Source organism: Arthrobacter sp. ISL-65 (assembly GCF_018613795.1).
In the GTDB taxonomy this organism is placed as follows: domain Bacteria; phylum Actinomycetota; class Actinomycetes; order Actinomycetales; family Micrococcaceae; genus Arthrobacter.
Window position 1 is genome coordinate 74,749 of sequence record NZ_JAGGPN010000042.1, and the last position, 22,874, is coordinate 97,622.

The window sequence follows — 22,874 nt, forward strand, 5'->3', positions numbered from 1 at the left end:
CCTGTGGAGGGGAAGTCACAGAAGTTCGCGCCGGCCGTTTGTCCACATGGCCGGTGCCCGGGGTTTGGTGTGTCAGGGCCGGCTGGGATACTGAATCAATGGCAAATAACCAGCACGCTCCTGTCCTTGCTTCTGCCCCCGGCCCCTCCGGTACCGGCGCCGGAAGGGAACAGGAAGCGGTCACTGGGACCCGCGGCCAGGCCCTGTCGGTGCTGCGCGAGCTGGTAGGCCGGCCGGATGCCGACTTCCACGACGGCCAGTTCGAGGCCATCGAGGCGCTGGTCGACGGCGGCCGCCGGACCCTAGTGGTGCAGCGGACGGGCTGGGGAAAATCCGCCGTTTACTTCGTGGCGTCCCTGCTGCTCCGGCGGCGCGGGGCGGGACCCACGCTGATCGTTTCGCCGCTGCTCGCCCTGATGCGCGACCAGGTGGCGGCTGCCGCCCGGGCAGGCGTCCGGGCCGTGGCCATCAACTCTGCCAACCAGCTGGAGTGGGATACGGTGCGGGAGCAGCTTGCTGCCGACCAGGTGGATGTCCTGCTGGTGTCCCCCGAACGGCTCACCAACCCTTCGTTCCGCGAAAACCAGCTGCCAGAACTCATCCGGCGCACGGGGCTGCTGGTTATCGACGAGGCCCACTGCATCTCAGACTGGGGCCACGACTTCCGGCCCGACTACCGTCGCATCGCCGACCTCATCGCGGAGCTGCCGGACACCGTGCCTGTACTGGCCACCACAGCCACTGCCAACTCGAGGGTGGTCCACGACATCGAGGAACAGCTGGGCGACGGCGTGCTGACCATCCGCGGCGCATTGGGCAGGGAGTCGCTGCGGCTCGGGGTCCTGGCGCTGCCCGACTCGCGCGAGCGTCTCGGCTGGCTGCTCACGCACCTTGCGGATCTGCAGGGCAGCGGGATCATCTACACCCTGACGGTCTCCGCCGCCGAGGACACCGCCAGGCTGCTCGCGGAGGCAGGCCACAAGGTACTGGCATATACCGGCCGCACAGACCCGGCAGACCGGGAGAGGGCGGAGCAGCTCCTTAAGGACAACCAGGTCAAGGCATTGGTGGCCACCTCCGCGCTGGGGATGGGCTTCGATAAGCCGGACCTCGGTTTCGTGGTGCACCTCGGCGCACCGTCATCCCCGGTTGCCTACTACCAGCAGGTGGGAAGGGCGGGCCGTGGTGCCGCCAATGCAGACGTCTTGCTCCTGCCGGGGTCCGAGGACCGCGAAATCTGGCAGTACTTCGCCACGGCCTCCATGCCCTCCGAGGAGAAGGCCACCGCTGTGCTGACCGCGCTGGCGGAAGCAGGTTCGGCCGTGTCCACCGTTGCTTTGGAAGCCCGGGTGGACCTGCGCCGGACGCCCCTGGAACTCCTGCTGAAGGTGCTCGCCGTGGACGGCGCAGTGGAACGGGTAGGCGGCGGCTGGCGCTCCACCGGAATGCCCTGGACGTACGACGCCGAACGGTACCGCCGCATCGCGGAGGCCCGGGTGGACGAGCAGGACTCCATGGTCATCTACCAGGACACCGCCGGGTGCCGGATGGAGTACATCACCTCGGTCCTGGACGATGAAACCGCCGCCGCGTGCGGCCGCTGCGACAACTGCGCAGGGAGATGGTTCCCCTCGGAGGTCGCCTCCACAGCCACGGAGGCTGCCGGGCAGACCCTCAGCCGTGCGGGCATCGTGCTGGAGTCCAGGCTCCAGTGGCCCAGCGGAATGGACCGCCTCGGGGTGCCGGTGAAAGGCAAGATCAAACCTGACGAAAACACGGCGGACGGCCGGGTCCTCGCCAGACTGACGGATCTGGGCTGGGGCGGGGCGCTGCGCGAACTCTTCGCAGCCGGGGCTCCGGACCGAGCTGTCGATCCCGGCATGCTGCAGGCCTGTGTCCAGGTGCTCCGCGAATGGGGCACCGGTGATTCCCGGATTCCGGGCTGGAGCGGCGCAGGCAGGCCGGCGGCGATCGTCAGCATGCCCTCGCGCAGCAGGCCCGAACTCGTGGACTCCCTGGCCCGGGGCATCTCCCAAATCGGCCGCATCCCGTACATCGGCCAGCTGCAGCTCGAGCACGGCGGGCCCACCGGCGGACGCGGCGGCAACAGCGCTTACCGGCTGGCCGGTGTGTGGGACCGTCTCGTGGTGGGGGAGTCACTGTCGGCAGAGCTCGCTGGCCTGGGCGGCGGCAGCGTGATGCTCATCGACGACCTCGTGGACAGCCGGTGGACCGTCACCGTCGCGGGACGCGCGCTCAGGCGGGCCGGTGCGGGCGCGGTGCTTCCGCTGGCACTGGCCCAGGCCGGCTGACCTCGGCCCCCGCGTGCCGGTGCAGCATAAAGCTGTCGGCGGTGCTGAGGAGCATCAGCACCGCAATCGACAGGAACGCCCCACGGTAGGCGGCCACGCCGCTGCCGTCCGGTCCGGCTGACAAAATGGCGCCAAACCCGGACGAGATCAGGGAATCCGACTCGAAGACGCGCAGCAGCAGGGCGCCCACTGCGATGCCGGCCCCCGTGGCCAGCTGCACAAGCGTCGCCGAGACAGCGTTGGCTGACGTCAGCTGCTCCGGCACGATATCTGCGTACTGGACAGATGCGTACGCGGAGAAGCCGATGGAACGGAACGCCCCGCTGCACACGAGCAGCGCGAACACCAGCGGTTCCGGTGTTGCCGGGGTCAGCATCGCGCAGAGGGCGAAAGTCGTAGCCGACGCCAGGGACGCGAACACCAGCACCGGCTTGAACCCGAAACGCCTGATGAGCGGCGTCGTGGCGGGTTTGATGCCGATGTTTCCGATGAACACGGCGGCAACCATGATGCCTGCGTGCAGGGGGCTCCACCCGAAGCCGTTCTGGAACATCAGCGGCAACAGGAACGGCACGGCACTGATGGTCAGCCGGTAGATGAAGCCGCCCGAATTGGTGGCCCGGAAGGTGCGGGTGCCGAACACCGTCAGGTCAAACAACGGGTGTGCCGCGCGTCGCATCCAGAAGACCGCCGCTGCCAGCGCGAGAACCCCGGCCAGAATGCTGGGCCAGGTCCAAAAGCCGCCGGGGTGGCCGCTGGCCAGTTCAAGGCCCGCCACCAGCGCGCCCACGCCGGCCGTTGTCAGGGCAAGCCCAAGCCAGTCCAGCCGGCGGGCCCGGTCGCCGGGAACCGCAGGAACCAGGCGCAGGGCGGCGAGGAAGGCTGCGGCGCCGAGCGGCAGGTTGATCAGGAAGATCCAGTGCCAGGACAGGTAGGTGGTCAGAGCGCCGCCCACCAGTGGTGCGAGGACCGGAGCCAGCAGCCCCGGCCAGACGAGATAGGCGGTGGCGCGCAGCAGATCCGACTTTGGCGTCCCGCGAAGCACCAGCAGTGTACCGACCGGCACCATCATCGCCCCGCCCAGGCCCTGCAGGACGCGGCTGATGGTCAGCACCGTGAGGTCCTGGCTGGCTGCGCACAGCAGCGACGCCAAAGTAAAGACCGCGATGGCCAGGCAAAAAATCCGCCGGGCCCCGAGGCGCTCGGCCAGCCAGCCGCTCAGTGGGATACCCATGGCCACTGTCATCAGGTAGGCGGTCATGGTGATGTTTACGCTGGCCGACGGCACCCCAAAGTCCCCGGCGATGCTCGGGATGGCGGTGGTCAGCACGGTCCCGTCCAGGAACTCCATGAAGAACGTGGCCGCCACAAGCAGGGCAAGCCTGGGGCTCCAGGCTGCGTTGGGGGAAAGCTTGCTCATGCAATCATCCTGACACCGGAAAGCGGTTTATTGCCTTGGTGGTCCGGCACTCGGACGGCCGCTACGGCCGGACTGGCGGCGCCAAGCGGCAGGGAAGGGGCCCGGGAACGCAAACGGCCCCGGTCCAAGGACCGGGGCCAAACGCGGAGACGGGGGGATTTGAACCCCCGGTGGAGTTGTGCCCCACACTTCATTAGCAGTGAAGCCCATTCGGCCGCTCTGGCACGTCTCCAATTGCTATTCCTAGCCCACCAAGGATACGCAGAACCGGCCATCCAGTGCAAAACGGCCGGGGTGGCCCGCCCGAAACGCGCCAGCCCCGGCCGGGAGGCGACGCGAAAAACTCCGGGAGGCGACGCGAAAAACTCCAGGAGGGTTGCTCCGAAGTCCCGCGATCAGGCCGTGCCTTCTGCCAGCGCCTTCCACAGGAAGTGCTGGCTGCGGCCCTGGAGCGCGGCGGCCTGCCGGTTGTCCGAGGCGCCCGCATGCCCGCCCTCCAGCGCTTCGTGGAACCAGATGTTGGGGATGCCCATGGCCAGCATGCGCGCGGCCATCTTCCTGGCCTGCACGGGACCGACCCTGTCGTCGGACGTTGCGGTCCAGATGAAGGTTTCCGGATACTCCACGCCGTCCTTCAGCTGGTGGTACGGGGAGAAGGTCCTGATGAATTCCCAGTGCTCGGGCAGGTCGGGGTCGCCGTACTCGGCAATCCACGAATGCCCCGCCGACAGCTTCGTGTACCGGCGCATGTCCAGCAGCGGCACCCCGCAGGACACCGCGCCGAACAGTTCGGGATACCGCGTCAGCATGTTGCCCACGAGCAGGCCGCCGTTGGAGCCGCCGACGCAGCCGAGACGCTCGCGGCTGGTGACGCCCCGGGAGATCAGGTCCCTGGCCACCGCCGCAAAGTCCTCGTAGGCGCGGTGCCGGTTTTCCTGCAGTGCTGCCCGGTGCCAGGACGGGCCGTATTCCCCGCCGCCGCGGATGTTGGCCACAACGTACACGCCACCCCGGCTGTGCCCCTCCGCAAGGCCGTCGCCGGGAACTGCGGCAGTCCGCCGCTCCAGCCAGGCCCGGCCGATGGTGCCGCTGTACGCCGGCGTGCGCGAGACTTCGAAGCCGCCGTAGCCGGAGAGCTGGGTGGGGTTCTGCCCGTCGAGCACCAGGCCGCGGGTGGCCACCTGGAAGTAAGGCACCTTCGTGCCGTCCGCCGAGACGGCGAAGTGCTGCTGCACCTCGTAGTCCGCCTCATTGAAGAACGACGGCGACGCCTTCACCTCCACATGGCTGCTCACCACGCCTGCCATGGCGGTTCCGCCGGAAGCCCCGCCGTCGGCGGTCGCCCGGGTGAGTGCCCCGCGGGTCAGGGTGCTCGGGGTCGTGAAGCCGGTGGCCACGAGCCAGAAGTCGTCCCCGGCCCCGTCTTCCGCCTCGTCCTCGTCATCCACGGCGAAGGCATTGACGTCGTGCATGGGCGGGCAGGCGTCCAGCAGCGAGGACCCCCACGAGTCGGCAGGATCCAGCACGCGGATCTCCGAGGACACGTCCTTCAGCAGGTTCAGCAGCAGGAAGTTCCGGGTCCAGCTCCAGGACTGCAGGGACGTGTGCGCGTCCGGGGCGAAGAGGACCGTCAGCTCGCGCTCCCCGGCTACAAACGCGCGGAAATCAGCGGCGAGCAGGGAGCCGGCGGCATAGGTGGTGCCGTTCACCGTCCAGTCGCGCTGCGGCCTGAACAGCAGCCATTCCCGATGCACGCCCGTGTTCACGTCGGTGGGCACGTCCACCGGCACCCAGTCACCGTCCTGCAGCACGGAGGTGCGGCGGTTGAAGAAGTCGATCCAGTCCAGCGCGAACGTCCGCTCAAAGCCGGGCGTGGAGTCGTGGGCCACGATCGCCATCATGTGGTCCTCGGGGATCTCGAAGATGCGCGGCGCATCGCTCAGGGCCTGGCCGCGGCGCAACCGCACGGCGGTGCGCGCGTACGAAGACGCCGTGCGGGGGAGATCCTCTGCGGTGCTGGCGACCAGCAGTGTGTCCGCATCGAGCCACGAGACGTTTCCCTTCGCCGTCGGGAGATCAAAACCGCCGGCGGCGGGATCAACGAAGGCGCGGGTCTCGACGTCGAACTCGCGGTAGCGGTTGGCGTCGCCGCCGTCGGGGGAGAGCGCCACCAAAGCGCGCCGGTACGGCTGCCCGGCTTCCGGCCGGAGCAGGTTTGCGCCATGGAAGACCCACTCCACGCCGTCGGCGGCCGCCAGGGCATCCACGTCGAGCAGGACGTCCCAATCCGGGGCGTCGCTGCAGTAGCTGTCCCAGCTGGTCCGGCGCCACAGGCCCTTGGGGTTCTGCCGGTCCTTCCAGAAGTTGTAGTACCACTCGCCGTGCTTGCTCACCATGGCGATCTTGTCCGTCGAATCCAGCACCTCGAGGATCTCGCCCTCGAGCCGGGCGTAGTCGGCGTCCTCGAGCAGGTCCTCCGTGCGGGCATTCTGCTCCCGCACCCAGGCCAGCTGTTCCTCGCCGTAGATGTCCTCCAGCCAGATGTTCTCGTCGGTGGGTGCGGGCGCGGTCTCGGTGGGAGCGGCGCCGGACGCGGGGGCAGAATCAGCTGCAGTGGTGGTCATGCGCCCATCCAAACAACATCCCCGCTCAGCTAGCAAGTCACATGCCGATACTCTGGAAGGCGTGGTTATTTCGCAGAGCATCCGGGCGGCGCTGATTGGCGCCGGTCCGAGAGGTACCAGCGTGCTGGAGCGGCTGCTCGCCAACTGGTCCGCCGCCCGCCCTGCCGGAGCCCGCCTGCACATCGACGTCATCGATCCGTTTCCGGCCGGTCCGGGGCACGTCTGGCAGCCCGGCCAGTCCCGCCTCTACCTGATGAACACGCAGTCGTTCTACCCCACGCTGGTGCCCGAGGACACGGGGCTGGCCGCGCCGGTGGCCGGCACCACCTTCGACCGCTGGCGGACAGCCCAGCAGCGCAGCCCCCTGCCAGAGCTCACCGACGACGAGCGGGCGGAGCTTGCCGTACTGGGATCCGGCGACTTCCCCAGCCGCGCAATCTACGGCCGCTACCTGCGGTCCACAGTCGAGGAGTTGCTCGCCGCGCTGCCCGACGGCGTCACCATCAAGATGCACCAGGCGGTGGCTACCGCTGCGCGCCGGCAGCCGGACGGAAGGTTCGAGGTCGAACTGGACGAGGTCGAACTGGACAGGGGCGAACTGGACGAGGTCGAACTCGACGGCGGCGGGACCTTCACCGTCGATTCGGTGGTGCTCGCGTTGGGCCACCTCGCGTCCCGCCTCAGCCCAGAACAGCGCGAATTGCAGGCTGCCGCCGCCCAATTTGGCCTGCGCTACTTCCCGCCCGCCGTCCCGGCCGACGTCGACTGGGGCGCGATTCCGGCCCAGAAGCCGGTGCTGGTCCGCGGGATGGGCCTGAACTTCTTCGATGTGATGGGGCAGCTCACGGAGGGCCGGGGCGGGAAGTTCGTGGAGGCCGGGGACGCCCTCGAGTACCTGCCCTCGGGCCAGGAGCCGATCATCTTCGCCGCGTCCCGGCGCGGAACGCCGTACCGGTCCAAGGCCACCCTCGCGGGCTACTACCCGGCGTCGGTCACGCTCCGCTACTTCACCGGGAAGGCGCTGCAGAGGTTCGCGGCTGCCGGGATTGTTCCGGCATTCGACCACGACCTTTGGCCGCTGCTGCACCGGGACGCGCTCTGGGCCTACTACACGACCCTCGTGCGCTCGCAGCCGGACGCCGTGCAGGACCACGCCGCGTTCCTCAAGGAGCTGGACGAGGCCCTGCACCCGCATGCCCACAGCACCGGCCGGTGGGAAGAGGACTTCAACGCCGTCGTCGGCCGCCATGTCCATCCGGGCAGCAGGCTGGACCTGCGTGGCCTGGCCGCGCCGCTGTCCGGGCGGCGCTTTGCTTCGCGTGCCGAGCTGGATGCCGCCGTCGTCGATTACCTCGATGACGATGCCCGCCGCTCAGCGCTCGGGGAGGACGACCCCGTCAAGATGGCCATCGGCGCGCTGCACCACGGCCGCGCCGTGCTGAAATCGGTGGTGGCCGACGGCGGGATCACCGATGAGTCATGGGTCGCCGGCCTGCGGGGCTGGTTTGAGTCGCTGGTGGAGGGCCTGGCCAGCGGTCCTCCGGCGCTGCGCGCCGAGCAGCTGGCAGCTCTGGCACGCGCCGGAATTGTCAGCTTCGTGGGCCCGGACCCCAAGTTCGGCGTGGCCCGCGGGAAGCGCGCCTTCACCGCCGCCTCGCCGTGGGTCAGGGGCGGCGCCGCCGAAGCACACACGCTGGTGGAGGCCCTGGCCCCCGCCAACCGGGTAGCCCTCAACGAGTCCCCATTGCTGGAGCAGCTCCTCGCCGACGGGCTCGTCCGGCCACGGACCATGATGACCGTGGAAGGCACGCCGGTGCAGTCCTCCGGGCTCGACGTCCGCCCGCACCCGTACAGGCCGGTTGCGGCGAACGGCGAGGTCACGGACCGGATGTACGTGCTGGGGCTCCAGCTCTCGGCCGCCCAGTGGGGAACGGCCATCGCCGCCGAAGCGGCCCAGCAGGCCGGTCCGGTGTACCCCAGCGGGCAGCGCACGCTCCGCGACGCCGACGAGATCGCCCGCGCCATCCTCGGACTGGCCCCAAACGCTCCCTCAGCTCCTGCCGCTTGAGCGCGGACGCTTCCTCAGCTCCTGTCGCTTGAATCCGGACGCTCCCTCAGTTCCTGCCGCCTGAATCCGGACGCTTCCTCAGCTCCCGGCGGAGTGCGACCCTCGGGCGAGCACAAAGAATGCCGGCCGGTAGCTTCCTGCGAAGCTGCCGGCCGGCATCCAATCGGCGAACGTGACTACAGGGCGCCCTGTCCGCCGGTTTCGGCCTCGCCCGCGTTGCTCTGGCCAGTGTCGGCCACGAGCTTGAACCTCGCCCCGGTGGGGTCCGTCAGCGTGGCTAGCCGGCCGTGGGGTGTGTCATCCGGTCCGTCAAGGACCGTCGCACCCATATTGACCGCCTTGTCGATGGAAGCGTCAGCGTCCTCTACAGCGAAATAGACGACCCAGTTGGAGGGGACTTCGGCGGGAAGGTCGGCCGACGCGTCATAAATCCCGGCTTTTGCCTCCCGGCCGGCGCCCAGGGTTATGTAGCGGAACTCCGGTGTGTCGCTCATCACGTCGGTGTCCCAGTCAAACACTTCCTGATAGAACTTCACCGCGGCGGCGTAGTCCTTGGTGTGAAGCTCGTGCCAGGCCGGGGCGCCCGGCTCGCCAACAAGCTCGTAACCGCGCATCTCCCGCGGCTGCCACACACCAATCGCGGCGCCGGAAGCATCACCGAAGAACGCCATGTGGCCCTGTTCCGGGACGTCCATGGGTTCCATGTACACCTGGCCACCGTTTGCGGCAACCGCCGCGGCTGTGGCGGCGGCGTCATCGGACCACAGATAGGTGGACCACATGTCCGGCATACCCTCCTGGTCCTCTTGCTTCTGCATGATGCCGGCGACGGTCTTGCCGTTCTTTTGGGCGGTGATGTAGCCGCCGTACTTTTCCTGGTCCGCGGTCTCGAAATCCCAGCCGAACAGTTCGCCATAGAACTGTTTCGCCTGGTTGGCGTCGGTGGTCATAAGGTCGACCCAGCAGGGGGCGCCGGGCGTGGGTTCGGGCGTAGGCATGGTCTGCTCCTGGTGTGGTTGCGGGACGTTCCCGCAGGTCATGGAGGTGCTACGGACAGAACCGACACTATGCCGGGGGTGTGACAGTTTCAATGGGGGTGAGACAGGGTGTGCGCTCAGCGCTGGTCCGAGTATGAGGTGCCCGGCTCCTGGTCGTCGTCGGCCTCAATCCACTCGATGAAGTCCTTCAGTGACATGCACCAGTAGTAATCCGAGTAGCGCAGGCTCTGTTTTTCAGCCTTGCCCATGACCTCGACCCCCCACATGCAACGGTGGATGCGGAATCTCCCTCCCGCGGTCGCGGAATGGAGCGGTGCTGATACAAGTGAACGCCTTTCGGCAAGGGCGCGCATGAGTGGCGCGTACTCGAATTCTGCCGGGCCGGTACTCGGATTACCTGATTTTCGGGCACCCCGTCCGCACCCCTACCTGCTGGTGGAAAGAGCCACTACTTGCCTACGCAAAAGGCCGGCCAAGCCAACCTTTCGATTGGCCCGGCCGGCCCTCAAAATGGCCGTCATTGCGGTGCTTTCGCAACGCGCCGGCCCCTGCGCGGAAGGTAAGAGATTCGAACTCTTGGTACGGGGTTACCGCACACTGGTTTTCAAGACCAGCTCCTTCGGCCGCTCGGACAACCTTCCCTAACTAGTAGTGTTTCATAGGCAGTTGGCTGCAACAAAAACCGCCGCGTGGCAGTTGTCGCCGCTGCACAGTATTTTTGGGGCAGGAATTAGTTAGAAATCGGGAGTTCGCCATGAAAGCCGTCTTTATCTCGGAGCCCGGCGGGCCGGAAGTGCTGGAAATCCGCGAGGTGCCGGCTCCCGAGCCGGGCCACGGCGAGGTCCTTATCGATGTTGTGGCCGCCGGCCTGAACCGCGCCGACGTCCAGCAGCGGAGGGGCTACTACCCGCCCCCGCCGGGTGCTTCGGAGATTCCCGGGCTGGAGGTATCCGGAAGGATCGCGGGTTTCGGCCCCGGCGTCACCAAGCCGTTTTCCGTCGGGGACAAGGTGGTGGCGCTGCTGTCCGGCGGCGGCTATGCGCAGCAGGTCGCGGTGCCCTCGGAACAGGTGCTGAGGATTCCCGACGGCGTGGATTTGGTTACCGCTGCCGCCCTGCCTGAGGTGGCGGCAACCGTGTACTCAAACCTGGTCATGACCGCGCAGCTGCAGCCGGGGGAGACGGTCCTGATCCACGGCGCCACGGGAGGCATCGGCACCATGGCCATCCAGCTGGCCAAGGCGTTGGGGGCCACGGTGGCAGCCACCGCGGGCACCGACGAGAAAGTCAGCACAGCCAAGGCGTTCCTCGGCGCCGACATCGCCATCAACTATGCGGAGGAAGACTTCGCCGAGAGCCTGCGTGCCCAAAACGGGGGCAAAGGTGCCGATGTCATCCTGGACGTCGTGGGCGCCAAGTACTTGCAAAAAAACGTTGACGCCCTGGCCGATTACGGCCGGCTCGTCGTCATCGGGCTGCAGGGAGGCGCCAAGGGGGAACTGGACCTCGGGCAGCTGCTGCGCAAGCGTGCGGCCGTCGTAGCCACCGCGCTCCGCTCCCGCCCGACAGCCGAGAAAGGCATCATCATGACGGCGGTCAGGGACTCCGTGTGGCCCCTCGTCGCTGACGGGCGGATCCATCCGCTGGTGGCGAAGACCTTCCCGCTGGACCAGGCCAGGGCAGCCCACAAATACTTCGACTCCGGCGAGCACGTGGGCAAGGTCCTGCTGGTGATGTAGCGCCACGCCCGCTGCGGTAGATACTCAGTATTGCCACGCAGAAAAACTAACGCTAGGCTCGAGGCATACGCGGTATGCACGCGTCTTGGGGGCGCGTGCATACTGCCGACTTACACCCAAGGAGCCAGATGTCCATCCGCCACAGCCTCCTCGCCCTCTTACAGGACCAGCCGCGTTACGGCTACCAGCTCAGGGTCGAATTCGAAGACCGCACGGGTGCCACCTGGCCGCTGAACATCGGGCAGGTCTACACCACCCTCGACCGGCTGGAACGTGACGGCCTGGTCAGCAACGACGGCGGCGACGGCGAAGGCCACGTCGTGTACAGCATCACCGAAGCGGGCAGGGCGGAGGTCCAGGGCTGGTTTGCGACACCGGTGGAACGCAGCAACCCGCCGCGGAACGAGCTCGCCATCAAGCTGGCGCTGGCCGTCACCCTGCCCGGGGTGGACGTCGCCGCCATCATCCAGGCCCAGCGCACCGCTTCCATGCGTGCCCTGCAGGACTATACGAAGTCGCGGCGGGACACCGCGGCCAACCAGCGGGCGGCGGACACGGCCTGGCTGCTGGTGTTGGATTCGCTGATCTTCCAGACCGAGGCCGAGATCCGCTGGCTGGATCTGTGCGAGGCCCGGATGGTGCAGCTAGCGCAGGCCTCCGGGACGCGCAGCCACCCACGTAAACCGTCCAACGGGGTCACAGCTGAAGAGGCTGCCCCGCTCACAGCGGAGAACCGCCGGTGAGCGTTCAGGGGCCGCAGCAGGTCCTTGAACTCGCCAAAGTCAGCAGGACGTTCGGGCAGGGCACGACGGCGGTTGCCGCCCTGCGGGATGTCGACCTCACCGTCAATGCCGGGGAATTCGTTGCGGTGATGGGGCCGTCCGGCTCCGGAAAATCATCACTGCTGGCGCTGGCCGGCGGACTGGACCGGCCGACGTCGGGCAGTGTCTTTGTGGAGTCAACGCCCTTGGCGGGGCTGGGACTTAACGCCCTGGCCCGCCTCCGCCGGCGTGCGGTGGGCTATGTCTTCCAGGATTTCAACCTGGTTCCGACGCTGTCGGCCGCGGAAAATGTTGCCCTGCCGCTCGAGCTCGACGGCGTGCCGGCCAGGAAAGCGCACCGGCAGGCAGTGGATGCCCTGCGGCAGGTGGGGATCCCGGAGCAGGCGCAGCGGTTCATGGATGAAATGTCCGGCGGGCAGCAGCAGCGCGTGGCCATCGCACGCGCCATCGTGGGGAGCCGCCGGCTGATCCTCGCCGACGAACCCACCGGCGCTCTCGACTCCACCACCGGCCACGGCGTGATGGAGGTGCTCCGCTCCCGGGCTGACGCCGGCGCCGCCGTCATGCTGGTCACGCACGAGGCACGCCACGCCGCGTGGGCGGACCGCGTGGTGTTTATCCGGGACGGCCGGATTGTGGATGAGGCAACGGCCATGCACAATCCCGCAGTTCTCCTGGCGCCGGCCGGCTGAGATGGCCCTGGACGTAGCGCCCGTGCCCCACGGCCGGTGGCACAGTTTCCGTCTTGCCCTCCGGATGGCACGCCGGGACATCAGCAGGCACCGCGGCCGCTCCCTGCTGATCATCCTCCTGATCCTGCTGCCCGTGGCCGGCATGACCGGCGCCGCCGCCCTGGCGCAAAGCATGCAGGAAACACCGGCGGAACGGGTGCAGTACCAGCTGGGCAGTACGCAGGCGAGGTTCCGCAGCATGCCCGCCTCCAACGCCGAGACGGTGCAGGATCCCGTGCTGGAGACGGCAACCATGACGCGGAACTTCACCAACGATCCGGACTTCAAACCGCGGGATCCGCGCGATGCCATCCCCGCCGGCTACGAAGTCCTGACCGAATCGCAACTGACGCTCACGATCAGGACCGGCGCGTCCGACGTCAGCGGGTCCGATGTCCCGGTGATGGCCAAGGCCGTCGACGCCCTGAACCCCGCCTTCACCGGAAAATACACACTTCTGGAGGGGCGGCCCGCCGCCGCCCGTGACGAAATCCTCGTCTCGCCCGGAGCGCTGGAACGCTTCGGGATCCGCCTCGGGGACAGGCTGACGACGGCGGACGGCACCTTCGCCGTCGTCGGCACCCTCCGGGATGCCACCTACTCGGACGGCAACCCCATCCTGTTCCTCAAGCCTGGCCAGGCGGCAATGGACAGCCCGGCCGCGCAGGGGAGTCCGCTCGGGGAAACGATGTATTACCTCGTTGGTTCAGAACCCGTTCGGTGGGACCAGATCCGTGACCTGAACAGGTCCGGCATCGCTGTGCTTTCCCGTGCCGTGGCACTTGACCCGCCGGTCGCATCGGGCGCCGCCGAGGGCCCCGGGACCATGCCCGCCGCCGGCTACGTTGCCGGGGTGCTGATCGCCGCACTTGCCTTGCTCGAAGTGGGTCTCCTTGCCGGGGCAGCGTTTGCGGTGGGCGCCAAGCGCCAGGTCCGCGAACTCGCCCTGCTTGCCGCCAGCGGAGCGGAGGCACCCACCGTCCGCGCGGTGGTGACTGCCGCCGGGCTGTGGCTTGGGACTATCGCTGTGATGGCCGGTGCCGTGCTGGGGGCCGGCGGGGCTGCCGCAGTGGTGGGCGTAACCAGGCACCTGGGCTCAGTCCGGTTTCCAGGCTTCCACCTGGACATTCTGCCCACTGTGGCGGCCATGGCCATGGGCCTGCTGGCATGTTTCCTGGCCGCGGTGGTTCCCGCCCGGCAGGTTGCAAGGCAGGCGGTTCTCGGCGCATTGAAGTCCGGCCGCGCACCGGCTGTGCGGGGGCCGTGGCCGGCGCGGGTGGGCGGTGGACTGCTGGTTTTGGCCATCACGTTCCTGGCGGCGGGGCACACGCTGGGTCTCAGCGGGGACCTGGATGCCCGCGCCGCACGGATCCCGCTGGTTGCAGCCTTGCTCACCGGCGGTGCCGTCCTGGCGGTGGCGGCCCTCGTTTTGCTCACCGGGACATTCGTGAAAGTCCTGACTGCACGGACGGCCTGGATGCCGCTCCCGCTGCGGATGGCTGCCCGTGACTCTGCCAGGAACCGGAGCCGCACGGTGCCCGCCGTGGCCGCGGTTCTCGCCGCCGCAACGCTGGCCAGTGCCGCAATGGTCCCTCTCCGCCAGCCAGATGGAGGAGGCAAGACGCACGCACATGTGGGCCGCGCAGGAAAACCAGGTCTCCCTGCCGCTGGAAACCGCACCGGTCCACGCCACAGGAACGGGCCCCGACCAGGCCATCGACCCGGCTGCGGTGGCCGCGGCGCTGCGGCGTGAGCTGAGCACCGTGCAGTGGACGCGGGTCCTTAGGGGGCCGGTGACGAGCAAGTGCGACATGCGGGTGTCGGCCGACGGATCCCTTCCTGCCAGTGGTGGGGGTGTGGACTGCCGGCAATACAAGCTCGCCGTGCCGGCGGGCCAGGAATGCCCTGCCACCCCGCAAGGCCGAGTCCTGGACGGGCAGGACTGGCGGTGCAACGGATCGATGTTCCCTGCCGGCGTCTCAGGCCAGCTTCCGCAGCTGGTGGTTGGCGGCGTCGGCGAGCTGCGGTCCCTGCTGGGCCGGGAACCAAGCCCAGCCGCTGTGGCCGCACTGAACAGCGGCGGAATGGTGGTCAGCAACCCGGTCTTCGAAAAGGACGGGGTAACCACCCTTCAGTCCTATGACGTGCGCCAATCCCTTCCCGGCCCCGGTTCAGCCGTGGTTTACAAGCCCCTGAGCAACACAGCGCTGCCCGCCGTCGTGGACGCCCCGGACGTGCCGGTCCCGTTCTACGGCGTCATCCCCCCGGGCACCGCTTCCAGGCTGGGCATCCACTTCGACAACTCCGTACTGCTCGCCCAGCTGTCCGCCTACCCGGAAGCCGCCGAGCAGGACAGGGCGTCAGCGGCACTGGCCCAGATCTACCGGATCCAGGCCATGGGTTTCTACGTTGAGCCGGGCGCGGACCGTACCGGGTCCGAACTGCTGTGGCTGATCGTCGGCATCAGTGCCCTCATCACGCTCAGCGCCGCCGGCATCACCACGGGCCTGGCGCTCGCCGATGCCCGGGCAGACCACATAACGCTCGCAGGAGTCGGGGCGCCGCCGCGGCTGCGGAAAGCTCTGGCAGGTGCGCAGTCGCTCATGACCGCGTCCCTTGGCACCTCTCTGGGAGTGGGCGCCGGGGTGGTACCCGCAGTCCTGCTCATCGGGGCCACCCGGATGTTCGCGGTGTCCGTGGTTCCCTGGCTGCCGCTGCTGGCCCTGCTCGTCGCCGTGCCGCTAACCGGCAGCGCACTGGCCTGGGTCTTCGCGCGTGCCCGCCTGCCCGTGTCCCGGCGAAGCGCCGGCACCTGACAACCGCTCCTGACAGCCGCACTGGACCCCCGGAGCGGACGACGGCGGTACAGGCGGGGGCCGTCCGTTCATCGCGGCGTCGCGACCGCTCGGCGATTCCTCCGGCAGGGCTCCGAAAATGGCCGCGGTTGCAGCCATACCCGTTGGTAGGGTGCCGGTGGCACATTCCGTGCCAGCTGGGAATCTCAAGGAGGAGACATGGGCACCATGCCTGAGGACGGGACCCGAACGGCGGACGGGGAACGCAATCCCGCCGCCGACGAATCGCTGCCGCCGACGTCCGTTGATGACGCGGTCCGCGACGCTGAGGAGCGCAGATGGACCCCCGCGAAGATCGCCACCTGGGTGGCCATCGCACTCCTGGGCGGCGTGGCCTGGTTCATGCTGGCACTGGTCAGGGGTGAGACGGTCAACGCCATCTGGTTCGTGTTCGCCTCGGTGTGCACCTACCTGATCGGGTACCGCTTCTACTCGAAGGTCATCGAGCGGTATCTGCTCAAGCCGGACGACCGCCGCGCCACGCCGGCCGAGTACAAGGCTGACGGCAAGGACTTTGTCCGCACGGACCGCAATGTCCTCTTCGGGCACCACTTCGCCGCGATCGCCGGGGCAGGCCCGCTCGTGGGGCCGGTCATCGCCGCCCAGATGGGGTACCTCCCCGGCACCATCTGGATCATCCTCGGCGTCGTGCTCGCGGGCGCCGTCCAGGACTACCTGGTCATGTTCTTCTCCATGCGCCGCGGCGGCCGTTCCCTCGGCCAGATGGCGCGTGAGGAGCTCGGAGTCATCGGCGGCACCGCCGCCCTCGTGGCCACCCTGCTCATCATGGTGATCATCGTCGCGATCCTGGCGCTCGTCGTCGTCAATGCCCTGGGCGAGAGTCCCTGGGGCGTCTTCTCCGTGGGCATGACCATCCCCATCGCGCTCTTCATGGGCGTGTACCTGAGGTACCTGCGTCCGGGCAAGGTCATGGAGGTTTCCATTATCGGCTTCGTGCTGCTCATGGCCGCCATCATCGGCGGCGGAGCCGTGGCCGGCACCGAATGGGGCGCGGCGTTCTTCCATCTGGACAAGGTCACCATCGCGTGGGGCCTCATCGTCTACGGCTTCATCGCGGCCATCCTGCCGGTGTGGCTGCTGCTCGCACCGCGCGATTACCTCTCGACGTTCATGAAGATCGGCGTGATCGCGATGCTGGCCGTGGCCATCATCGTCGTGCGCCCCGAAATCACCGTCCCCGCCTTCAGCGAGTTTGCGGGCCGCGAGAACGGACCGGTCTTCTCCGGCGCCCTGTTCCCGTTCCTCTTCGTCACCATTGCGTGCGGCGCGCTGTCCGGCTTCCACGCCCTGATTTCCTCCGGCACCACGCCGAAGCTCATCGAGAAGGAGCGCCAGACCCGCTTCATTGGCTACGGCGGCATGCTGATGGAATCCTTCGTCGCCATCATGGCGCTGGTTGCCGCCGTTTCCATCGACCGCGGGATTTACTTCGCCATGAACGCTCCCGTGGCGCTGACCGGAGGAACGGTGGAGACGGCGGCCCAGTGGGTCAACGGACTTGGCCTGGCCGGGGTCAACATCACTCCCGACGTCCTGGCCCAGACCGCCTCGAACGTGGGCGAGGAAAGCATCGTCTCGCGCTCCGGCGGCGCACCCACGCTGGCGGTGGGCCTTGCCCACATCATGCAGCAGTTCATCGGCGGAACCGGCATGATGGCCTTCTGGTACCACTTCGCCATCATGTTCGAAGCCCTGTTCATCCTCACCGCGGTCGACGCCGGAACGCGCGTTGCGCGGTTCATGCTGCAGGATTCAATCGGGAACTTTGCCCCGAAGTTCAAGGAAGCGTCCTGGCGGCCCGGCGCCTGGCTCTGTACGGCGATCATGGTCGGCGCGTGGGGCGCCGTGCTGCTGATGGGTGTCACCGACCCGCTGGGCGGCATCAACACCCTGTTCCCGCTGTTCGGCATCGCCAACCAGTTGCTGGCCGCGATCGCCCTGGCGGTGTGCATGGCCATCGCGGCGAAGCGCGGCTCCTTCAAGTACCTGTGGATCGTTGCCGTGCCATTGGCCTTCACCGCCGTCGTCACCATCACGGCAAGCATCCACAAGATCTTCTCCTCCGTCCCGGCGGTGGGGTACTTCGCCAACAACGCCGCCTTCAGCAAGGCGCTGGCGGACGGGAAGACCTCCTTCGGCACGGCCAAGACCACGGCGGCCATGGAGGCGGTGGTCCGCAACACCATGATCCAGGGCTGGCTGTCCATCATCTTCGTGGTGCTGAGCATCATCGTGATCGTTACCGCGGTGCTTGCCACGGTGAAGGCCTTCCGGAACACCGCGGCCGGCGTCCCCAACGTCAACAACGAGGACCGGCCACATCCCTCACGCGTCTACGCGCCCGCCGGGCTGATCCCCACCCCCGCCGAACGCGAGCTAATGGCGGAATGGAACAAGCTGCCCGCGGACCTGCGTGTCGAGCGGGCGGGGCACCACTGATGAGTGCTGCGCCCGGACCGGCCGGCCTGCTTCATCCGGTAGCGGGGGCCTTCCGCGGCTTCGCGCGGTACGTGCAGGGTGTCATGGGCGCCGACGCGTACCGGAAGTACCTGGAGCACCATGCGGCGGCCGGCCACGGCACGCCGCCCATGGACGAGCGGGCGTTCTGGCGGGACCGGACTGACCGCCAGGACAGCAATCCGCAGGGCAGGTGCTGCTGACCATGCCAGGTCCGCCGGCCGGATTCGCCGTCCGCAGGATCGGGCCGACGGATGCCGCTGCGCTCATCGGGCTGGCCGCCACGGACAACCTCTTTGACGAGGATCCGGGGACCGCACCGTCGGGGGAACTAACCCCCGACGGCGCCCGGGACTTCCTCGCGGACCCCTCGGTTCTCTTCTGGCTGGCGGAGGCCGGGGGACAGACTGTTGGTTTCCTGCACTGCTGCATCCAGCGGCGCCGGACGCCCGGCCCCTGGGCGGAGCTGTTGCTGATGGAGATGGGAACTCATGCCGAGTGGCGCCGCCGGGGCATTGGCCGGGCGCTTATAGCGGAGATGGAGGCCTGGATGAGGGGCAACGGGGTGGCGGAAGTGTGGGTTCCGGCCAACACGTATGCCGTCGGTTTCTACCGCAACTGCGGTTTCGCTAAGGACGAAGGCGAAATCCTGGTCAAGGAGCTTCGTTGACTGGACTCCGCATTCCGGGCCCGTGAGAGTATGAACGCATGAGCGATCCCGAAGACACTCAACCCACCCAGGCGGCGGGTCCGCAGGCCGCCGTCCAGCCCGGCCAGCCGGGCGTTCGGCCCGCTGCCCAGCCTGAGTCCGCGGCTACTGTGCCGTCTACTGTGCCGTCCGAGGACGAGGAGCCGGTGGAGGGGACCACACTCGATGCGGGGGCCGCCGATCGCCCCGCCGAGGCGGAAAAGCCCAGGCCCAGCAACCTGCAGGACCTCGTGGATGAGCCGGCCAAGGTAATGCGGATCGGTACCATGATCCGGCAGCTGCTTGATGAGGTGAAGTCCGCGCCGTTGGACGACGCCGCGCGCGGCCGCCTTGCCGAGATCCACGAGCGTTCCATCAAGGAACTCGAGGACGGTCTGGCGCCGGAACTGGTGCAGGAGCTGGAACGGATCAGCCTGCCCTTCCCGGACAACGCCACGCCGTCGGACGCCGAACTGCGGATCGCCCAGGCCCAGCTGGTGGGCTGGCTGGAGGGGCTTTTCCACGGGATCCAGACGGCGATCGCCGCCCAGCACGCGGCCCGGGAACACGCCATGGCCCAAATGCAGCTCCGGCAGCTTCCGCCGGGGACCGTCATTGCGCCCGGCGTCGTCATCGGTGAAAACGGCGAGCCGCAGCGTTCCAAGGCGCCCCAGCCCGGCAGCGACCCGCTGCACCCGGGCCGGAAGGAAGACCCCGACCACGGCCCCGGCCAGTACTTGTAGGCCTCTTTGGGATTTTTCACGGCCGCCCTGCAAGGGCGGAAAGATGACGCAGAGCTTGGCAAAGGCTTGTGGCGCCGCGCCCACGACCGGTTCCACCGGGGGCTGGACCGCTACCACCAAGTGCTCGAGGGCGTGGAGGACGACCAGCTCTACGGAGAGCTGGTGGAGGTCGCCAACCAGTTGGCAGGGCTCTCCGGCCGCGTCCGGGAGATCTGTGTCGAGGCACAACGGCGGTCGCCCAGCGACGGCCTGGATATTCCGCATGCCCTGTCCGGTGTTCACCGCTCACTGTCCAAGGCAGGCAACTCGCTGGCGGCCACCGCCGAGGCGGCCGCGATGCTGCGGCTTGCCGTGGGACCCGTGCCGGTTGGCGCGGCCTCCGTCTGGCGCCGGGCCGAGACTGTTATTGAGCAGGTGGCCGACGCCGAGCGGCTCCTGTCGGAGTCCTGACGGCGGTATTCGCCTGCCGCCGAAATATTCCCCGGCAGCCGGTGTTACGCGGCTAGCATAGCTTCGTCTTATCCCGTGCGCTGCCGAGCGGATTGTTGGCAGGATGGACAAATGACTTCTTCACCCACACTGACATTCAATGACGGCAACCCCATTCCCCAGCTGGGCTACGGGGTGTGGCAGGTTGAAGACGACGTCGCCGAGAAGGTTGTCTTCCAGGCGTTCCAGGCCGGGTTCCGCCACATCGACACCGCCAAGATCTACGGCAACGAATCCGGCGTCGGCCGGGCGATCGCCAGCTTCGGGCTGTCGCCGGAGGAAATCTTCATCACCACCAAGCTCTGGAACGCTGACCAGGGCTATGAATCAACGCTGGCCGCGTTCGAGGAGTCCCTGGAGCGGCTGGGCCTTGAAACACTGGATCTGTACCTGATCCACTGGCTCCAGCCCAAACAGGATAAGTATGTGGACACCTGGAAGGCGCTGATCGAACTTCAGAAGCGCGGCAAGGTCAAGTCCATCGGCGTCTCCAACTTCACCGTCGAAGGTCTGCAGCGGATCATCGACGAGACCGGCGTGGTGCCGGCCATCAACCAGGTGGAACTGCACCCGTACTTCAGCCAGTCGGAACTGCGGGAATTCAATGCCTCCCAGGGCATCGTGACCCAGGCCTGGTCGCCGCTGGGCCAGGGCGGTGAACTCCTGGAGGACCCGGTCATTGCGGGCATCGCACAGAAGCACAACGCCACCCCGGCGCAGGTGGTCATCGCATGGCACCTCGCCATCGGAAACGTCGTCATCCCCAAGTCCGTCACCGAATCCAGGATCCGTGAGAACTTCGACGCGCTGAACGTCACGCTGGACGCCGAGGAGGTTGCAGCCATCAACGGGCTGGACCGCACCGCGGAAGGAAGCGGCAGGATCGGCCCGGACCCGGCTGTCTCTGACTTCGCCTAATTCCCAGGCTGCCCACGGTGAGGCCCCGCCACGTTCGCTTACGCGGACAGGGCGGGGCGTCTCCGTGTTGATCGGACTCGGCTGGCGGCGTTCTTGCTGGCGAGGGTTTACCGGCTCAGGCGGCGAGCTGTTCCTGCTGGACCGCGACGGCGTCGACGATGGCCCAGCCGTCCTCGCCCGTGATGCTGCGGCTGGCGAAAAGCTCTGCCGCCGTCACGGTGTCGAAGACCTCGGTGCGGATCCGGCCGCAGTCGGCGTCGAAGTAAGTTACGTGGAACTCCTGATTAATTTCCATGGCTCCATGGTGCAACCGGGGTCTGACATTTTTGGCAGTTCAGTCCGGCGTGTTGCGGAGCCGGAGCACACGTTCCTTGGCCAGAACGGCTGATCGCTCGCTTTTCTCCGCCGCCCGGGCGTACTGCTTCGCCTCAGCGGCAGCGGTCTCGCGTTGCTTTCGCGCGGCGTCCAGTGAGAGTTCCAGGGCCCGGAGCCGCTGCCGTGCCTCGTTGACGTCCGCTGTGAGCTGGACGAAGGCTGCCGCGGCGTCCTCCTGGGTCTGGGCCCGGCGTGCGGCCTCGCTGGCGGCATCGGCAGCCGCCTCCTCCGCTTCCGCCAGTGCTGCCTCCGCCTTCTCCAGCAGGGACGGCGGAACGGGGCGGGGAGCGCTGCGGACGGCCCGGAGCCGCGGCTTTTCGTGCTCTTCGGCGTCAGCCTTGTCCGCGGCCTTCGGCGGCTGTGTTCGTGTGCGCCGGCTGGCCGGAGCCGCTGTGGCGGAGGATTCCTCCCGACGAACTTTCGGCCCCCCGCCCCCCGGGCGCTGCGCTGCGCCGGGCCGCTGCGGCGGGCGCGGCCGCGGCGGCAGCTTGCCAAGGGCCGACGGAACCGCCACGGCGTCACTGAGATCAACCTGGTCCACGCCGTCAGCGGACAGCCCGCGGAGCAACAGCCCGCTTTCGACGGCGGCGGCAGCCGCCAGATCCGCCGTGGCGGCGCGCAGTGTCTCTTCCACTTCGGTGGCCACAGGTCCGCTGATCTTCCGGCCCTGTTCCTCAGCGGCGAGCCGTGCTTCACCGACAGCGGCGCCGAGGAGCTTCCGCCGTTGCTTGGCGAGTTCCCTCAGGGCTGCCGCATCGAGGGAAGCCTGGGCCTCCTGCATGGTCTGTCCCAGAGTCCTGAGTTGCTGAACGGCGTCGGGACGGTGATGCGCCAGCATGTTGACAGTCCATGCGGCCACGGAAGGTTTCGGCAGGGTCCGGATCGCCTGGGCAAGGGGCTTGTTGGATGCGGCTTCCTTGGCGGCGGCAGCGCGGGCGGCGACGAACTCGTCGAAGGGAAGCGCGTACAAGGCCCCCGCGGCGCGCTCCAGTTCCTCCTCCATGACAGCATCATATGTTTCGGCGCGTAGGTTTCAGCATGCGCTCACGCAGGGGGTTCCGGCGGGACGCATGTCGGCCGGGCGCGGTCCCGCTCTAGTGGGCGGCCAGTCTGCCGCGATGGCCCCTCTGCCACCTGTCCAGCAGGTAGTGAAACAACCTGAGGGCAGCTTTATAGAGGCCAACGGCCATTACATTGATGAATAGAACGATCACTTGCACGGCACCGACCCCGAGCAGAAGCAGGCCGAAAACAGCGAGCGCCGGCAGGAATATAAGAAAAACGGCTATAGCAACGGCGATATAGCCGAGGGCGTAGCTGACGATTGTCGCCTGGTCCACTGAAATCCCACCACAACCAGCTCAGTAACTCCGGATGCTGAGTTCCCCTCTGCAGCTAGGGTGAGGTGGTCCCCGGCTGCTCCTGCAGCCGGGGACCACCTAGCGGGAATAGGATCCGCACGCTGAAGATGCTGCATCTGCACACTTTGCGCTGTGGCGTTCTCTGTTAGCTCACCGCCCAATAAGCAGCTTTTGCGTGTACCGGTATCCCGTCCCGGTCCATGAGGCGTTGACTGCTGCCGGGGACCCCCTCCTTGACCTCAGTTTCCGATGCTGGCTGATACCGATTTTTATAGCACCGCCCCCAAAGCCCTG

General features: G+C 67.8%; 19 protein-coding genes and 2 tRNA genes. 12 read left to right on the forward strand and 9 right to left on the reverse strand.

What is annotated here, in order from left to right; translation table 11 throughout:
• The first annotated feature begins 98 nt into the window (after nt 1-98).
• On the forward strand, nt 99-2,312 hold the full coding sequence (locus J7I85_RS18855; protein WP_214855168.1) for an ATP-dependent DNA helicase RecQ: 2,214 nt from the start codon (nt 99-101) through the stop codon (nt 2,310-2,312).
• Here the strand turns inward: J7I85_RS18855 and J7I85_RS18860 are convergent.
• The 3 genes from J7I85_RS18860 to J7I85_RS18870 all read right to left on the reverse strand — a co-directional run bounded on the left by J7I85_RS18860 (nt 2,257) and on the right by J7I85_RS18870 (nt 6,356).
• A complete protein-coding gene (locus tag J7I85_RS18860; protein WP_214855171.1) occupies nt 2,257-3,732 on the reverse strand; it encodes an MFS transporter in 1,476 nt (491 codons plus the stop codon). The genes J7I85_RS18855 and J7I85_RS18860 overlap by 56 nt on opposite strands.
• A gap of 144 nt (nt 3,733-3,876) precedes the next feature.
• Nucleotides 3,877-3,964 (reverse strand) — tRNA-Ser (locus tag J7I85_RS18865).
• Nucleotides 3,965-4,127: 163 nt separating this feature from the next.
• Nucleotides 4,128-6,356 (reverse strand): prolyl oligopeptidase family protein, encoded by a 2,229-nt coding sequence (locus J7I85_RS18870; protein ID WP_214855185.1) that lies wholly within the window; start codon nt 6,354-6,356, stop codon nt 4,128-4,130.
• Nucleotides 6,357-6,417: 61 nt separating this feature from the next.
• Here J7I85_RS18870 and J7I85_RS18875 point away from each other — a divergent pair, with 61 nt between their 5' ends.
• Complete coding sequence (locus J7I85_RS18875) at nt 6,418-8,424, forward strand: FAD/NAD(P)-binding domain-containing protein (RefSeq protein ID WP_214855189.1); 2,007 nt, start codon at nt 6,418-6,420, stop codon at nt 8,422-8,424.
• A 176-nt stretch (nt 8,425-8,600) separates the two neighbouring features.
• Here J7I85_RS18875 and J7I85_RS18880 read toward each other — a convergent pair whose 3' ends face one another.
• The 3 genes from J7I85_RS18880 to J7I85_RS18890 all read right to left on the reverse strand — a co-directional run bounded on the left by J7I85_RS18880 (nt 8,601) and on the right by J7I85_RS18890 (nt 10,063).
• Nucleotides 8,601-9,422, reverse strand: coding sequence for a VOC family protein (locus J7I85_RS18880; RefSeq protein ID WP_214855192.1), 822 nt, complete (start codon nt 9,420-9,422; stop codon nt 8,601-8,603).
• A 116-nt stretch (nt 9,423-9,538) separates the two neighbouring features.
• The gene (locus J7I85_RS18885) at nt 9,539-9,688 is read right to left on the reverse strand and encodes a hypothetical protein (RefSeq protein WP_214855468.1); all 150 of its coding nucleotides are present in this window, start codon (nt 9,686-9,688) and stop codon (nt 9,539-9,541) included.
• A gap of 287 nt (nt 9,689-9,975) precedes the next feature.
• Nucleotides 9,976-10,063, reverse strand: a tRNA-Ser gene (locus J7I85_RS18890).
• A gap of 113 nt (nt 10,064-10,176) precedes the next feature.
• Between J7I85_RS18890 and J7I85_RS18895 the strand changes: the two genes are divergently transcribed.
• From J7I85_RS18895 to J7I85_RS18940, 10 genes are all read left to right on the forward strand, one after another.
• Nucleotides 10,177-11,160: an NAD(P)H-quinone oxidoreductase gene (locus J7I85_RS18895; protein ID WP_214855205.1), complete on the forward strand. Its 984-nt coding sequence runs from the start codon at nt 10,177-10,179 to the stop codon at nt 11,158-11,160.
• A 128-nt stretch (nt 11,161-11,288) separates the two neighbouring features.
• Nucleotides 11,289-11,903 (forward strand): PadR family transcriptional regulator, encoded by a 615-nt coding sequence (locus J7I85_RS18900; RefSeq protein WP_214855209.1) that lies wholly within the window; start codon nt 11,289-11,291, stop codon nt 11,901-11,903.
• On the forward strand, nt 11,900-12,634 hold the full coding sequence (locus tag J7I85_RS18905) for an ABC transporter ATP-binding protein (RefSeq protein ID WP_214855212.1): 735 nt from the start codon (nt 11,900-11,902) through the stop codon (nt 12,632-12,634). Before J7I85_RS18900 ends, J7I85_RS18905 begins: the two co-directional genes overlap by 4 nt.
• Before the next feature lies 1 nt (nt 12,635).
• Entirely contained in the window at nt 12,636-14,426 is a 1,791-nt protein-coding gene (locus J7I85_RS25195; protein ID WP_251024546.1) for an FtsX-like permease family protein, read from the forward strand.
• Nucleotides 14,427-15,687: 1,261 nt separating this feature from the next.
• Entirely contained in the window at nt 15,688-17,988 is a 2,301-nt protein-coding gene (locus J7I85_RS18915; protein WP_214855227.1) for a carbon starvation CstA family protein, read from the forward strand.
• Complete coding sequence (locus J7I85_RS18920) at nt 17,988-18,209, forward strand: YbdD/YjiX family protein (protein WP_214855230.1); 222 nt, start codon at nt 17,988-17,990, stop codon at nt 18,207-18,209. Before J7I85_RS18915 ends, J7I85_RS18920 begins: the two co-directional genes overlap by 1 nt.
• Before the next feature lie 2 nt (nt 18,210-18,211).
• Nucleotides 18,212-18,676, forward strand: a complete 465-nt coding sequence (locus tag J7I85_RS18925; RefSeq protein WP_214855233.1) for a GNAT family N-acetyltransferase — start codon at nt 18,212-18,214, stop codon at nt 18,674-18,676.
• A 38-nt stretch (nt 18,677-18,714) separates the two neighbouring features.
• A complete protein-coding gene (locus J7I85_RS18930; protein ID WP_251024547.1) occupies nt 18,715-19,437 on the forward strand; it encodes a bacterial proteasome activator family protein in 723 nt (240 codons plus the stop codon).
• Between the two features lie 6 nt (nt 19,438-19,443).
• Entirely contained in the window at nt 19,444-19,887 is a 444-nt protein-coding gene (locus J7I85_RS18935) for a hypothetical protein (protein ID WP_214855236.1), read from the forward strand.
• A 111-nt stretch (nt 19,888-19,998) separates the two neighbouring features.
• Entirely contained in the window at nt 19,999-20,844 is an 846-nt protein-coding gene (locus J7I85_RS18940; RefSeq protein ID WP_214855251.1) for an aldo/keto reductase, read from the forward strand.
• Nucleotides 20,845-20,959: 115 nt separating this feature from the next.
• Here J7I85_RS18940 and J7I85_RS18945 read toward each other — a convergent pair whose 3' ends face one another.
• From J7I85_RS18945 to J7I85_RS18955, 3 genes are all read right to left on the reverse strand, one after another.
• Nucleotides 20,960-21,139: a hypothetical protein gene (locus tag J7I85_RS18945; RefSeq protein ID WP_214855254.1), complete on the reverse strand. Its 180-nt coding sequence runs from the start codon at nt 21,137-21,139 to the stop codon at nt 20,960-20,962.
• Nucleotides 21,140-21,178: 39 nt separating this feature from the next.
• On the reverse strand, nt 21,179-22,222 hold the full coding sequence (locus J7I85_RS18950; protein WP_214855257.1) for a hypothetical protein: 1,044 nt from the start codon (nt 22,220-22,222) through the stop codon (nt 21,179-21,181).
• Between the two features lie 91 nt (nt 22,223-22,313).
• On the reverse strand, nt 22,314-22,559 hold the full coding sequence (locus J7I85_RS18955; RefSeq protein ID WP_214855260.1) for a hypothetical protein: 246 nt from the start codon (nt 22,557-22,559) through the stop codon (nt 22,314-22,316).
• Between the last annotated feature and the right edge of the window lie 315 nt (nt 22,560-22,874).